Source organism: Dysgonomonas sp. Marseille-Q5470 (assembly GCF_951230145.1).
In the GTDB taxonomy this organism is placed as follows: Bacteria; Bacteroidota; Bacteroidia; order Bacteroidales; family Dysgonomonadaceae; genus Dysgonomonas.
This window is the reverse complement of the sequence record NZ_CATNVE010000010.1, coordinates 93,320-107,240: the sequence shown is the minus strand read 5'-3', so window position 1 is coordinate 107,240 and position 13,921 is coordinate 93,320. Positions and strand designations below refer to the sequence as shown.

Sequence of the window (13,921 nt, the reverse complement as noted above, 5' to 3'; positions counted from 1 at the left end):
TTATGAAAAAACTATTGTTCATCGGTTGGGACTATCAAATATATACGCGAGAAATGATAGAAGAGTTTCAGTTATCCGGATATGATGTCACATTTTATAATGTTGTATCATTTTCTCCGGCTACGAAACTAAGAAATCTGATTTCTAAGAAATGGGATAAGGAAGTGCAGCATTCGAGACATCAGGAAATTGTTGTAAAAGAAAAAGACAATAAATATGACATTGTATTTTTGTTATTACCATTTTTCTCTTTCGATTGCTTACAAAACTTAAGAAATGATCATCCGCAGGCAAAATTTATATTGTATTTATGGGATGCAGCCAATGGATATATAAGAAAGGGGATCAATATATCTGATTACTTGGGCTGTTTTGATAAAGCATACACTTTCGATAGACAAGATGCGATACAATATGGCATAAACTATTTACCACTCTTTTGCGTACGGAAGTTTCAGAATCTAAAGCAAAACGAAGTCGAATGGAATAATGTATATATGGTCGGGAACTTAGCTAATTTCAGACGGTATGATGCGATTAAGCAATTTGAAGAATATAGCAAAAAAGAACAAATCAGTTTCAACTGGTATCTAAAAGGAACGCTACGTAAAAATATAAAAGTTTTGCTGCAAGGGAAGTCTCTCAAGTATCTTCATACATCATCAATTAGCAATAATACATTTATCGACATGATGCAACGCTCATCAACCGTATTTGATTTTGCAAACCACGTACAAGATGGCTACACGATGAGAGTGATGGAGAATTTGTGTGCCGGAAAGAAAATCATCACGAACAATCGGAATGTTTTAAATGAGTCTTTTTACTCTCCTGACAGATTTTTTGTTTACGATGATTTAGATTTTAATGGTGTAAAAGAATTTCTGAGGACACCATTATCTGATCCGTCTGCCAGATTTGAAGAATTTTACTTAAGCTCTTTTATAAAAAAGCTTGTTTCGGAATGATTTGTTTAATTATACTGAAACTAAAAGCACCTATTTAGATCAAAATGTCAATAAATATCAAAGCAATAAAGCGGATTATATTTAGTTCAAGTTCCTTATTTATTCTAATAAATTTATTTACTTCTGCCATCAACTTTATCCGTTCTATGGTATTTATGCGTGTTATGGATATGAGAGAACTGGGTATAATCAGCCTCATTCAAACATGTATAATGTTTATTGGACTCTTACAGTTTGGGTTCCTAAACGGTGGATATAGGGTTTTTGCTTATAAGAAGACCAGTGATCAAACGAAGGTTAATAATATTCTTTTTAGCCTTTTTGGTGTCATTGCATTAGCCTTATTGCTTATATGGATTATATTAAGCGTATTAGATATTGAATTACTGATCAGCCCCCGGTATCTGATTTTAACGTTCATTGCAGGCCTATTTTCTTTGATATCTACTTGGCTGACAAATACTATGACGGTGAAAAAGATGATTAAAGATATTAATATCAGAAATCTCATCTCAGGTATTATATCTATAGCCTTAATTCCTCTTGTCTATCTTTATGGCATTATGGGAGGTATCATTAGTATTATGATGCAACCTATAGTTTTTGTTGTCCTGGCATTATTAATGCATAAAAGCTTAAGACCGGATAAAATATGTTTTGACAGAAAGGAAATTAAATATATTCTATCGTTAGGATTTGTCCCATTTATGATTGGAATATTTACAATTGTCAATATTCAGATCGAACGTTGGTCTATAGCATATATACTGAATGTGGAAGAATTAGGTAATTTTTATCTTGTTTTTATATTCTCTTCTTTATTTGTTTTAGTCCCAACGTCCATTAATTACCTTTTCCTTCCCAATATCATTTATTCATATGAAAATGGATTAATGGCAGAATTCAGGCGGCATGTACGTAATTATACATTAGTCCTGATGGGATATGGTATATGTGTAGTTCTTGCCGTACTTACTGCACTTCAACCATTGGTAGATATATTATTTCCAAGTCACTCGGGCAATACTCACTATGTGTTTTTTTTGATTCCGGGTTTAATGTCACAATTATTATACTACTCGGTATCTGCTACTTTAAATGCATGGAAAAACTTCACTCCATTGCTAATATCTGGACTTGTAGGAGTATTTTCTGCTATAGCAATAATCGCTATAACAGGTTCTATGAAGCTTTTCGACTTGACGGTTATGGTTTACATAAAGAATATCTCATATTTTTTACCAACTCTTTTCGGTGGAACTTATATCTATTTACATCGTCAAAAATTTAAAAATAAATTATGAGCAAAATACTTTTCATCGGGCTACCTTATCATAATTACATAAAGGCACTTACAGATGAGATGGAGTTTCAAGGGCATACGGTTACTTTCTATCCTGTAGAATTACGTAAAACAAAAGACAAGATTCTTCGTACGCTCTCGCCTTCGTCATACATAGACAAACTTGATCGGTATCATTCTCTAATGATAAGACAGGAAAAAAAAGAAAAATATGATTATATTATTTTTTTGCAAGTACACACGATCTCTATGTCTAACTTCTTAGAACTTAAAGATGATCATCCCGAGTCGAAATTTATATTATACACATGGGATGCTTTGTCGCCTCTTGTAAATTATGTTCCTTACATTCCGTATTTTGATAAGGTTTACACCTTCGATCCGACAGATGCTGAAAACTATGGACTGAACTATCTACCGTTGTTTTGTGTAAGAGACTTTCAGAATCTCCCTATTGTAGAGCCGGATACTGATGTATATATGGTAGGAAATTTGGTTAAACCAGACCGGTATAGGGCTATTCAGGCATTCGAAAGATATTGTAAAGAAAACGATATTCGCTTCAAGAAGTATATTAAGTGTACACCTGTTGTAATAATTCAATTATTGATTAAAGGTTTTATCCCTAGAGGACTTAAGCTAAGAAGCATTTCTCGATCTCATTTTATTCATTTACTACAATATTCAATAGCGACATTCGACTTTGCCAATCATAAACAGTCTGGATACACAATGAGATTCATCGAAAATATGTGCGCAGGGAAAAAGATCATTACGAATAACAAGCGTGCTATTGGTGAGTCATTTTATTCTTCCAACCGCTTCTTTGTTTTTGACGAATTGAACTTCGATGGTATCAAAGAATTTATACAAGAACCTATAAAAGATAGGGACGTTCGTTTCGATGAATTTTCTATACAATCCTTTATCAGCACCTTACTAACAATATAAATAAAATGAAAAAGAGGTGTTTACTCATCATGCCATTGAGTTTTTATTCGATGGGCAATCAGATAATATCCGGATTGAACGAATGTGGTTATGATGTGAGAATTTGCAATGATCGTTATCCGGATAATTTATTCACAAAAGTTCTGTGGAAAATAGGCATAACTAAAACGTTATATAGAAAAACATACAATCATATAACTCGCCACTTCCTTCAAGACGAAAGATATGATATCTGTATCATTTTGAAAGGATACGGAATAGATAAAAAACTGATAGATGAAATATATAAAAAGTGTTCATGTATAGTTGGTTATAATTTCGATTCTTTTGCCTTTCATCCTTTATCACTCTCTTGGTATCGCTTGGTCGATAATTTTTATACGTTTGATTATCATGATGCAAAGAGCTATGATGTCAAAATAATAGAATTGTTTTCTGCAATAGAAAAGCAGGAGAAAAATGTAGAAAGAGTATATGATATATCTGTAATACAAAAGATACATTCCGAACGCTTGTCATATACCAATAAAATATTACATCTGTTCCAGCCCGAGAATTCATACGTATATCTACATGAAAGTAATTATGTAACAATGGCTCTGAATTTTATCAGACATCCGTTTACGTACATTAAACTACGACGATATATACATCTTAAAACATTGTCGTATGACCAATATGTAGATGTATTATATAAATCAAAGTACACGCTTGATTTTGCTCATCCCAAACAAAGTGGTATTACTATGAGATGCTTTGAGGCTGTGAGCTGTGGAACAAAAATAATAACGAATAACAGGAATATATTTAAAAGCGGATATTTCAACCAAGAGAATACAATCGTATGCGATAACTCGTCTGTAGTCAATAATGAAATAATCGAAAAATACAAGCAGATGTTGCCTTCAGATGTAATACCTCGTAGGCGGAATATTATAGATTTCGTAAAAGAAATAATCCAATAAATAATTCTGTGTTTTTAATAAATTCACAATGAAAGAAATAAAATTATCTATTATCGGAATGGGGCGAATGGGTATTACCCATTTCTCTATTATCAATTCACACCCTAATGTAAATATTGTATCAGTTTCCGATACTTCAAAAATTACATTGGACTTATTGAAAAAATACATACCATCGCTTCAAGTATTTACAGACTACAAGGGGTTGATTGATAAAACAATGCCGGATGCTATTATCGTCTGTACCCCACCTAATTATCACTATGCAATATGTAAATATGCTTGTGAGAAGGGAATTAATGTTTTTTGCGAAAAACCCTTTACTCTTTCCACCGAAGAGGCTAATGAACTACAAGAAATGTTCAACAAAAAAGGCTTAATTAATCAAGTTGGGTATGTAAACCGCTTTAATGATATGTTCACAACAGCGCGAGAATATGTAAAAGAAGGCTTACTCGGTGATATTGTAAGGTTTAAATCGGAAATGTTCAGTTGCACTATTTCAAAACCCGAAACAGGTGAGAGCTGGCGTGGTAAAAGAGAGAGTGGTGGCGGGGCTGTTTATGAAATGGCTGTCCACGTGTTAGACCTTATTAATTATATAATAGGCGTTCCAAATAAAGTTATTGGTACCAGCATGAACCAAATATATTCGAAGCATGTGGAGGATATGGTTTCAAGTACTTTAGCATACGATAATGGGTGTGTTGGGACATTATACGTGAATTGGAGTGATTCGAGTTATAGAAAACCTAGTAACAAAATTGAAATATTTGGTACAAATGGAAAATTACTGGTAGACCAGTACGAAATGAAGATATTTTTAAATGAACCTGTCTCAGATCATGATTATAGAAAAGGTTGGAATACTATATACATCACAGACATCTTTAAACCTGTTCCTTTCTACGTTCGAGGAAATGAATTTACTAGACAATTATATCATTTTGCTGACAGTGTTTTAGATGGTAAGATTGTTGGAGCTACCCAATGTACATTTGAAGACGGATATAATACGCAACGTTTGGTGCACGACATGTTCAATGACTATGATAATAAAAATAAACAAGATTAAATATGGAAAGAATAGATAAAGTCATCTTTGGGGATAATCAGTTTTTCGGGATTAATCACATGTCACAAGAGAAAGCTCAACAACTTTCCGAAAAATTTCATGACATAAAGAATATCTACAAAGTATATGATCTTGCTTTCAAAAATGGCATTGGAGCTGTTATGCTTAATAGTAATGATCGCGCAAAAGATATATGCGAATATTTTCGTCAGAATAAATCAAAATATAATGATATCGTATGGTATCCTTCAATTCCTTATCCACACAAATATGCAAATCTGGTTGCAGAAAAAGGGATATTTCCTGCAATCAATGAAGTAATATTTTCTAATAACTCAGCAGTAGGAGCATTGTCTATGATTGCCAAAGGAGGAATGGCAGTATTAGGAAAAGACCCTATAAAGATGATGCAGATGTTGATAGATGCCGAAGTAAAAATGTTTAAGGGATTAAATGTTAAAGTGTTATTCCTGCAAAACATCATAACAGATCTTCTTCTTGGATATGGAACAAAAGATATATTTGAAGCATATTGCGACTATGTTCGTAAGAAATATAAATTGATTCCGGGGCTTATTACTCAAAATATGCCTTATTTGAAGCAAAAACTATCTGAGTGGGGAATAGAGGAGGTTGTTATATGCAGTTCTATTAATAAGATAGGTTACCTTATGTCCCCTTCGGTAGAAGCGTATGTTGATACAATTCGAAATAATGATTCTTCAAAATATCAACTTATGGCAATGAGTACACTTGCTTCCGGAGCAATTAGTGCCCCTGAAGCTTATGAATTTATTAATGCTCTGAATATACAATCCGTTGTTTTTGGTGCTTCTTCAGAAAGAAATATCAGAGAAACTGTGAGTTTAATAAAGTAGAATTGTTTTGATTATCATTAGTTTACTGTTTAATCTCTGTTTGTCTGAATAGAAATTGCTTACCATTAAAAACGAAATAAGCAAGAATTACACTGAAATATGAATTATGCAAATTTAGACCGCCTCAAGATTCTGGATTATCTTGAGAGGTGCGGTAATGAGGCTTCTGTTGTTGATATAATAGCATATTCAGGAGCAGAAAAATTGAGGGTATACAGCTTGATAACTAAAATGGAACTGAATGGGGAAATCAAAATTTTGGAAAGAACCTCTTTTGGTGCTCCTATGTATATTAAAATAGTCTAAAATATATGTCTATTCCATTATTATACATTTATATATAACCGATCAATTAAATAATTAATCAGATCTCGTGTAGAATCAAAATAGTCTCCAATCAAAGAAATACAGAAGTTCGACTATATTTTCTTACGCAAATTTGAATTTAAATTATTCTAGCCGTCTTGCTTGTGATAAGTAGGGCGGTTTTTTTATTTTAAGGATTATCTATATAACGTTCGATATATTTTATTGAAAATCTTAATTCTTCTTATATTGTAAAGGTGTCAGGCCAGTTCTCTTTTTAAAGTAGGTGCCAAAAAAGGAAGAATTTGGAAAATTCATCTCCTCCGATATCTGTAAGATAGTCATATTTGAGCTCTTTAGTAATGCTTTAATTGCCATAATAACCATATCGTCTATCCATTGTTGGATATGTATACCACTAGCATCCTTCACTATTTGAGATAAATATTTGGGCGTAATAAACATTTTATCTGCATAGAAACGAACACTACGTTCTTTCATATGATATTCAAATAACAAGCTGATGAAAGTTTGTAAGTATTTTTCTTTGCGTGTCAATACCTTATAGTCAATCTTCTTGTCCTGGTATAGCTGCAAAACTTCATAAATTAATGTCTGCAATAAACTTCGTGCAATTTCTTCTTTGTAAAGAAAATTTGTTCTTTTGTAACGCTTTACAATAAAGGCATGCAATTCCAATAAATCATTCGTTTCTTCTTCACTTATCTTTAAACAAGCCATCTGATCTATTTTTTTAGGAATATCAATATCTATAATTAACTTGATATCGGAAATAAAGTCAAAAGAAAATAATAAGAACTCTACAACTAAATCTTCACTTTGCTCTATCAATTCTAAAATATAATTAGGCAGAACAACAATAATAGTACAAGGCTCAATTTTGTACTCGCGTAAGTTAATTTTGATTCGTCCGGTACCTTTCACACAAATAGCAAAAGCTATTCCTTCCATAATTTGCGGATATCTGAAATCAAAAGCATAATCATCAATATTAGCACCATCATCGGATATAACAAAGTTCTTTATTCCGTGATTTGAGGTTTGATCTTTAAAGTCATCCAGCGATATTTTAGCATAATTTTCCTTATTCATGATCTTATATGTTTCATTTTGGCCCTAAAAATATAAATAAATGTTGAAAACTGCATAAAAAACGAAGTTTTGAACATTTTTGGCGTAGTATTGATTTAGACAGAACCATATTATAAAGAGATCTTTGCGACAGAAATGAATAGTTGTAAAATTACTTTTAATGAAAGTTATGGATAAATTGAAATTATTTTTTAGTAGATCGGTATTGTGTCTTCTATTTTTAGGAATGGTTTCCTGTTCCGCAAAAAAGAGTGAAGAAGCCAATTCAAGACCTGTTCCGGTAAAAATACAAACAATAAAGTATAGTGATGATATATACCAACAAGAGTATATAGGAACTGTAGAAGGTGAGAATGCGGTTGATGTTAGTTTTCAAGTAAATGGAAATATTGAACAAGTATATGTACAGGAAGGACAAAATGTTCGAAAAGGACAATTGTTAGCCCGATTGAATACAAGTTCTATTGAAAGTATGCACAATGCAGCAAAATCGACCCTTAATCAGGCACAAGATGCATATAATCGCTTGTCTATTCTCTATAAGAATAACAGCCTTCCGGAAATAAAATATATAGAGGCGAAGACTCAGTTAGAGCAGGCGCAAGCTAATGAGCAAATTACCCGTAAGAATTTACAAGACTGTAATTTGTATGCTCCCATATCTGGTGTAGTAAGTCAACGCTATCAAGAAGCAGGAGCAAATGTCGCTCCTGGTACTCCAATTTATAATTTGGTAACTATAAATTCAGTGAAAATAAAAATAGCTATTCCAGAGAACGAAATTTCAGCAATAAAGATTGGTGAATCTTCACGGATAAAAATATCTGCGTTGAATGATGCTGAGTTTGAAGGCAAGATTCAGGAGAAAGGAGTATCTGCAAATCCGTTATCACATACCTACGATATCAAGGTACAGGTAAATAATCCCAACTCACAGATTATGCCGGGAATGGTGTGCAAAGCTTATCTAATAAATCCATCAGAAGTTTCAGGTCAAAAGAATATTATAGTTCCGTTAAAAGCCATACAAGTAGACTTTTCCGGTAAACAATTTGTTTGGTTAAAAGACGACCAAAATAAGGCCGTATATAGAGAAATTACTCAAGGTAAACTGATAGGTAATGGAGTTGTAATAGAGGAGGGACTGCAAGATGGGGATAACCTAATCATTGAAGGCTATCAGAATGTAAGTCCGGGTGTAACAGTCGAAATAGCTAAATAAGAAGAAGATATGAAATCAGAATCTGGTATTATCGGCTGGGCAATGAAGTATAATAAAATTATATTGCTCATTGTAATAGTGTTAAGTTTATTTGGAATTTATGCTCTCAATGTGATGCCCAAACAGGAATTTCCTGTATTTACAATCCGTCAGGGAGTTGTAGTGGGAGTGTACCCCGGAGCCACTTCTGCCGAAGTAGAAGAGCAATTGGCTAAACCTCTAGAGAATTTCTTGTTTACATACAAGGAAGTAAAGAAATCGAAGACATATTCACATTCCAAAGATGGAATTGTCTATGTATATGTCGAGCTGAATGATGATGTAAATAACAAGGACGAGGTATGGTCAAAAATAAAACATGGATTGATGTTTTTCAAAATGCAGTTACCTTCAGGAGTTTTGGCTCTTATTGCTAATGATGATTTTGGAGATACTTCGGCATTACTAATAACGCTTGAATCGGAGACCAAAACTTATCGACAATTGGAAACATATTTAGAAAATCTCGAAGACCGTTTACGAACTATAGAATCTGTTTCCAATCTGCGTCGTTATGGTGAACAAAATGAACAGATAAGTATATATGTTGAAAAAGAAAAACTGGCAGCATATGGTATTAATATATTGAACCTGTATCAGACGCTCATCACGAAGGGATTTATTACTACTGCAGGTAAGATTGATAATCGTGATATGGATGTGCCAATACATATCGAGAGACCCTATCAATCTGAGAAGGATTTGGAAGAACAAATCATCTATTCAGATGCTCAGGAAAATCATATTCGATTGAAGAATATAGCGAAAGTTGTTCGGGAATATCCTAAGCCTAACAGCTATACTACCAACAATGGCAAAAAGTGTCTCGTTTTATCTACTGAAATGCGTGAAGGCTATAACGTTATTCAATATGGAAAAGATGTCGAAAAGGTTCTCGAACAATTCCAGAATGATATTCCTAGTGATATTCATATCTATCGTGTAGCCGATCAACCTCAAGTTGTGGCTCATTCTATCACAACTTTCCTAAAAGAGTTAATGATTGCTATTGTAGCTGTTATACTCGTAACAATGATATTATTACCCTTACGGGTTGCCGGCGTTGCGGCATCTTCCATTCCTATATCTATCTTTATCTCTTTAGGGCTGATGCTTGCTTTTGGCATGGAGCTTAATACGGTGACATTGGCTGCCCTAATCGTGGTATTGGGTATGATTGTAGATAATTCGATCGTAGTTGTAGACAGCTATCTTGAAAAATTGGATCATGGTATTCCTCGTTGGCAGGCATCGATAGAAAGTGCCAAAGAATATGCTAAAGCAATCATCTCGGCAACACTGGCAATCAGTCTAACTTTCTTTCCATTCTTGGTGATGCTTACAGGACAGTTTCTCGACTTTGTAAAGCTCTTCCCTTGGACTGTACTTATTACGTTGGGTGTATCTTTGGCTGTGGCTGTTCTTCTTATACCATTCCTACAATATTTCTTTATACGCAATGGATTACATCAGCCCGGTAAGAAGCAGAAAGAAACATTCTTAGATAAATTACAAAACGGATATAATTGGCTATTGGAAAAAGTATTTCAATACCCGAAGATATCTCTTACGATAGGTATCATTTCTATCATATCGGGTATTTACATGTTTGCCAATGTTCCACAGAAGCTCATGCCTATAGCTGAAAGGAACCAGTTTGCAGTTGAAATATATTTACCGAACGGCAGCTCTCTGGAACAGACAGAAGTGATAGCTCAGGATCTTGAAAAGGTTTTGAGGAAGGAGAAGACTGTTGTTTCTGTAACGTCTTTTATCGGAACGGGATCTCCTCGTTTTCAGACAGCTTATGCTCCTAAAGTGGGAGGACCTAATTTTGCTCAGTTTATTGTAAATACAACATCGAATGAAGATACAGAATTGTTGTTGGATAAGTATTCCACTCAATATGCCTATCATTATCCGAATGCCTTTGTAAAATTCAAACAATTAGAGTACGAATCAGTAGATGCTGACATTGACGTTCGTATATCGGGAGAGAATATAGCTGATCTGAAGAAAGTGGCAGACACTTTAATGACTAAATTAAAGAAACTGGATGAACCGATCAGAATTTATACAAATTATGAGGAGCCATTGCCCGGTATAAAGATAACACTAGACCCTGTAGAATCCAATCGGTTGGGCGTAAATGAAGGAACTTTGGCGTTAGGTTTGGCTTCCCGTTTCGGGGGAACACCAATCACTAATATCTGGGAAAATGATTATTCATTGCCTGTTGTATTGAAATCCAAATGGGAGAATAAAGATCCTGTGGCCGAGGATGTATCGAATGAGTATGTTGCAGGTTTATTATCACCAAGTGTCCCTTTACGCCAGATAGCTGATGTTTCAGCAAACTGGACTGAAGGTCAAATCAACCGAAGGAACGGAGTACGCACCCTATCCGTTTTCGTTGATCTAAAGAGAGGCGAAAGATCGGGACTGGTTCAACCAAAGGTAGAGGAGATTGTGAATGCAGTGGCTGCGAAATCGTTACCTAAAGGTGTTTCTATTTCATATGGAGGAGTGAAGGAATCTGATGGCGAGACAATGCCAAAACTGATTAAAGCTCTTTCTATCTCAATCGTTATCATCTTTTTCATACTTGTGTTTCACTTCAAAAAGATAAGTTTAGCTACACTCGTTTTGGCTTCTACCTCTTTGAGCATTTTTGGCGCGGCTATTGGTTTAAAGGTGATGAATGTGGACTTTAGTATAACGGCTGTGTTGGGAATTGTGAGCCTAATTGGTATTATCGTTCGTAATGGAATTATTATGTACGATTACACCGAAGAGTTAAGGCATAAACACGGTAAAACAGTATTTGAAGCATCATTGGAGGCCGGAAAACGACGGATGCGCCCTATATTCCTTACATCAGCTGCCGCATCTATGGGAGTTATTCCTATGATCATAAGTAAGAGCCCGCTTTGGTGTCCGATGGGAACAGTTATCAGTTTTGGAACTATTTTCTCCATGATATTCATCCTTACATTATTACCCCTTGCTTATTGGCTAATCTATAAGCATGAAGATAAAAATATATCTAAAGACGAAACCGAACAATTATGATCAAAAAATATATAACAATAGTAACAATGTGTATGATAACTATATTTATATCTGCACAGACGAAGTATAGTCTCGAAGACTGCAAGCAATTGACTATCGAGAACAATCGAAAAATTAAAAATAGTCGGTTGGAAATCGAATCATCCAAGGAAACGAAAAAGGATGCATTTACTAATTATTTTCCATCGGTCAGTGCTTCAGCATTTGGATTCTCGGCTAAAGATCCTTTGGTTACGATGAACATGGGAGGAGCCCCGATCGGATTTCTTAAGAATGGGATGAGTGCTGGTATTACAGCGACGCAACCGATCTTTGCCGGAGGCAAAATAATCAATGGTAATAAATTGGCTGACTTAGGAATTCAGGTAAGCCAATATCAGGCTAAACTATCCGAAAATGATATGTTGCTGAATACAGAGAATCTTTACTGGCAATTGGTTTCTTTGTATGAAAAAAGAAGAACTCTGGATGTTATAGACAGTCAGGTAGATCAGTTGTTGAAAGATGTAGAGTTGTCTTATCAGACAGGAATGATTAACAATAACGATGTTTTGAAGGTAAAATTAAAAAAGAATGAGGTCGTAAGTAATCGTATTAATCTAGATAATAATATCAAATTGCTAAAAATGTCTTTGTGTCAGCAAATGGCTATGGATTTGAGTTCAGCAGATTCTTTAGATATACAGGTTCCTAATATTGAAGACGTAGAATCGCCTATAAAATATTATGTGGATCATAAAAATGTTTTACCCAATAGAGCAGAAGCAAAACTCCTTGATAAAAACGTAGAAGCCTCGAAGCTGCAGACTAAAATAAAAAGAGCTGATTATTTACCCACAGTGGCTGTTGGTGCAACATATTCCAGAGATAACTTTATGGATAAATGGAATACGAATGGGGCCGTTTTTGTTTCTGTCAATATTCCAATTTCCGGATGGTGGGGTGGTTCTCATGCTATCAAGCAGCAGAAAATACAAGAAAAGATAGCATTAAACAATAAAATAGATATTGAAGAACAATTGTTGTTACAAATGCAGAACGTAAAAAATGAATTGGATAATACTTATAAGCAAATATTGTTGGCTAAAGATGGTGTTGAGCAATCTACAGAAAACTTGCGTCTTAATAATCAGTATTATAAAGTCGGTACAGTAACTCTTACGGATGTATTAGATGCCCAGACATTATTACAACAGAATCGAGATAAGTATGTTGAATCGTATGCTAATTATCAAAAGAAACGGATTGAGTATTTGCAAGTAACCGGGCGCTAATTTTTTTTATTTAATACCTGTTTTTGATAGGGCTGTATGATCTTATATAATAATTCATTTCATTGATAATGAATTAAAATATCGAGATTGTTACAAAATCCCTTGATGGTAAAAGGACATTTTTTATTAAATGTCCTTTTATTTATAATATTTCCCTGTGATTTCAATTGGATTTATCTCTATAATACCCGTTGCTTTCAGCATTTTTTCAGGAAAGCTCAAATGAGATAATTGAGGGGTATATTTTGAAACAACAGCATGTAGCACATTTTCTTTGAGCGATTTATCTTCCACCATTTTGGCTGTACCCAAGATAATTACACTTCTGAATGCAGTATTTGTATCACAAACATTTTCGTTATCAGGAATGATTGCACCCATTTCATCCACTTCAAATCCAACCTTATCATTTTTAGTCAAGTTTGAAATCTTTTGTCCTTTGATCAGTCCGTGGATATATACTTTTTCATCATAGACGATGAAATGTACAGGGACAACATATGGATACCCATTTTCATTGTGTGTACCTATGCGTCCAACTTCTGCTTTTTTCAATACATCATCTATCTCTATCTTCGATAACTGATGATGCTTCATTCTTCCTTGCATGATAATAGTTTTTTATATTAGTATATTACAAAAATATTTATTTTTAGGATTGTCTTTATGGTGCAGATATAATAAAAAATGATAGGCCAGATATTGCGATCTCAGGATATAACTTGAAAAAAGGAATAAAAACCTTAAGTAAATAT

General features: G+C 34.0%; 12 protein-coding genes. 10 read left to right on the top strand and 2 right to left on the bottom strand.

Features of this window, described 5'->3' with window-relative positions; all coding sequences use genetic code 11:
* The first annotated feature begins 2 nt into the window (after positions 1 to 2).
* The 7 genes from QOX35_RS14390 to QOX35_RS14360 all read left to right on the top strand — a co-directional run bounded on the left by QOX35_RS14390 (position 3) and on the right by QOX35_RS14360 (position 6,446).
* The gene (locus QOX35_RS14390; RefSeq protein ID WP_283687510.1) at positions 3 to 968 is read left to right on the top strand and encodes a WaaS/CpsH family glycosyltransferase; all 966 of its coding nucleotides are present in this window, start codon (positions 3 to 5) and stop codon (positions 966 to 968) included.
* Positions 969 to 1,012: 44 nt separating this feature from the next.
* Entirely contained in the window at positions 1,013 to 2,272 is a 1,260-nt protein-coding gene (locus QOX35_RS14385; RefSeq protein WP_283687509.1) for a lipopolysaccharide biosynthesis protein, read from the top strand.
* Positions 2,269 to 3,222: a WaaS/CpsH family glycosyltransferase gene (locus tag QOX35_RS14380; RefSeq protein WP_283687508.1), complete on the top strand. Its 954-nt coding sequence runs from the start codon at positions 2,269 to 2,271 to the stop codon at positions 3,220 to 3,222. Before QOX35_RS14385 ends, QOX35_RS14380 begins: the two co-directional genes overlap by 4 nt.
* 5 nt (positions 3,223 to 3,227) lie before the next feature.
* Complete coding sequence (locus QOX35_RS14375) at positions 3,228 to 4,187, top strand: WaaS/CpsH family glycosyltransferase (RefSeq protein WP_283687507.1); 960 nt, start codon at positions 3,228 to 3,230, stop codon at positions 4,185 to 4,187.
* 28 nt (positions 4,188 to 4,215) lie between these two features.
* Entirely contained in the window at positions 4,216 to 5,262 is a 1,047-nt protein-coding gene (locus QOX35_RS14370; protein ID WP_283687506.1) for a Gfo/Idh/MocA family protein, read from the top strand.
* Positions 5,263 to 5,264: 2 nt separating this feature from the next.
* Entirely contained in the window at positions 5,265 to 6,140 is an 876-nt protein-coding gene (locus QOX35_RS14365) for a hypothetical protein (RefSeq protein ID WP_135105986.1), read from the top strand.
* 99 nt (positions 6,141 to 6,239) lie between these two features.
* The gene (locus tag QOX35_RS14360; RefSeq protein ID WP_283687505.1) at positions 6,240 to 6,446 is read left to right on the top strand and encodes a hypothetical protein; all 207 of its coding nucleotides are present in this window, start codon (positions 6,240 to 6,242) and stop codon (positions 6,444 to 6,446) included.
* 234 nt (positions 6,447 to 6,680) lie between these two features.
* On the opposite strand, the gene QOX35_RS14355 is transcribed toward QOX35_RS14360, so the two are convergent.
* Positions 6,681 to 7,559 carry a helix-turn-helix domain-containing protein gene (locus QOX35_RS14355; protein ID WP_283687504.1) on the bottom strand — a complete coding sequence of 293 codons (879 nt, stop codon included), beginning with the start codon at positions 7,557 to 7,559 and terminating at the stop codon, positions 6,681 to 6,683.
* A 169-nt stretch (positions 7,560 to 7,728) separates the two neighbouring features.
* Between QOX35_RS14355 and QOX35_RS14350 the strand changes: the two genes are divergently transcribed.
* The 3 genes from QOX35_RS14350 to QOX35_RS14340 are packed head-to-tail and all read left to right on the top strand — an operon-like array spanning position 7,729 to position 13,166.
* Positions 7,729 to 8,781 carry an efflux RND transporter periplasmic adaptor subunit gene (locus tag QOX35_RS14350; protein ID WP_283687503.1) on the top strand — a complete coding sequence of 351 codons (1,053 nt, stop codon included), beginning with the start codon at positions 7,729 to 7,731 and terminating at the stop codon, positions 8,779 to 8,781.
* Positions 8,782 to 8,790: 9 nt separating this feature from the next.
* Positions 8,791 to 11,892, top strand: a complete 3,102-nt coding sequence (locus tag QOX35_RS14345) for an efflux RND transporter permease subunit (RefSeq protein WP_283687502.1) — start codon at positions 8,791 to 8,793, stop codon at positions 11,890 to 11,892.
* A gap of 32 nt (positions 11,893 to 11,924) precedes the next feature.
* On the top strand, positions 11,925 to 13,166 hold the full coding sequence (locus tag QOX35_RS14340; protein ID WP_283687501.1) for a TolC family protein: 1,242 nt from the start codon (positions 11,925 to 11,927) through the stop codon (positions 13,164 to 13,166).
* Positions 13,167 to 13,304: 138 nt separating this feature from the next.
* Here the strand turns inward: QOX35_RS14340 and QOX35_RS14335 are convergent, their stop codons facing one another.
* The gene (locus tag QOX35_RS14335; RefSeq protein WP_283687500.1) at positions 13,305 to 13,775 is read right to left on the bottom strand and encodes a pyridoxamine 5'-phosphate oxidase family protein; all 471 of its coding nucleotides are present in this window, start codon (positions 13,773 to 13,775) and stop codon (positions 13,305 to 13,307) included.
* Positions 13,776 to 13,921: the final 146 nt, after the last annotated feature.

Coding starts and splice junctions, on each gene's coding strand:
- QOX35_RS14390 (WP_283687510.1), top strand. CDS start 3: ATGAAAAAACTATTGTTCATCGGTTGGGACTATCAAATATATACGCGA.
- QOX35_RS14385 (WP_283687509.1), top strand. CDS start 1,013: ATGTCAATAAATATCAAAGCAATAAAGCGGATTATATTTAGTTCAAGT.
- QOX35_RS14380 (WP_283687508.1), top strand. CDS start 2,269: ATGAGCAAAATACTTTTCATCGGGCTACCTTATCATAATTACATAAAG.
- QOX35_RS14375 (WP_283687507.1), top strand. CDS start 3,228: ATGAAAAAGAGGTGTTTACTCATCATGCCATTGAGTTTTTATTCGATG.
- QOX35_RS14370 (WP_283687506.1), top strand. CDS start 4,216: ATGAAAGAAATAAAATTATCTATTATCGGAATGGGGCGAATGGGTATT.
- QOX35_RS14365 (WP_135105986.1), top strand. CDS start 5,265: ATGGAAAGAATAGATAAAGTCATCTTTGGGGATAATCAGTTTTTCGGG.
- QOX35_RS14360 (WP_283687505.1), top strand. CDS start 6,240: ATGAATTATGCAAATTTAGACCGCCTCAAGATTCTGGATTATCTTGAG.
- QOX35_RS14355 (WP_283687504.1), bottom strand. CDS start 7,559: ATGAATAAGGAAAATTATGCTAAAATATCGCTGGATGACTTTAAAGAT.
- QOX35_RS14350 (WP_283687503.1), top strand. CDS start 7,729: ATGGATAAATTGAAATTATTTTTTAGTAGATCGGTATTGTGTCTTCTA.
- QOX35_RS14345 (WP_283687502.1), top strand. CDS start 8,791: ATGAAATCAGAATCTGGTATTATCGGCTGGGCAATGAAGTATAATAAA.
- QOX35_RS14340 (WP_283687501.1), top strand. CDS start 11,925: ATGATAACTATATTTATATCTGCACAGACGAAGTATAGTCTCGAAGAC.
- QOX35_RS14335 (WP_283687500.1), bottom strand. CDS start 13,775: ATGCAAGGAAGAATGAAGCATCATCAGTTATCGAAGATAGAGATAGAT.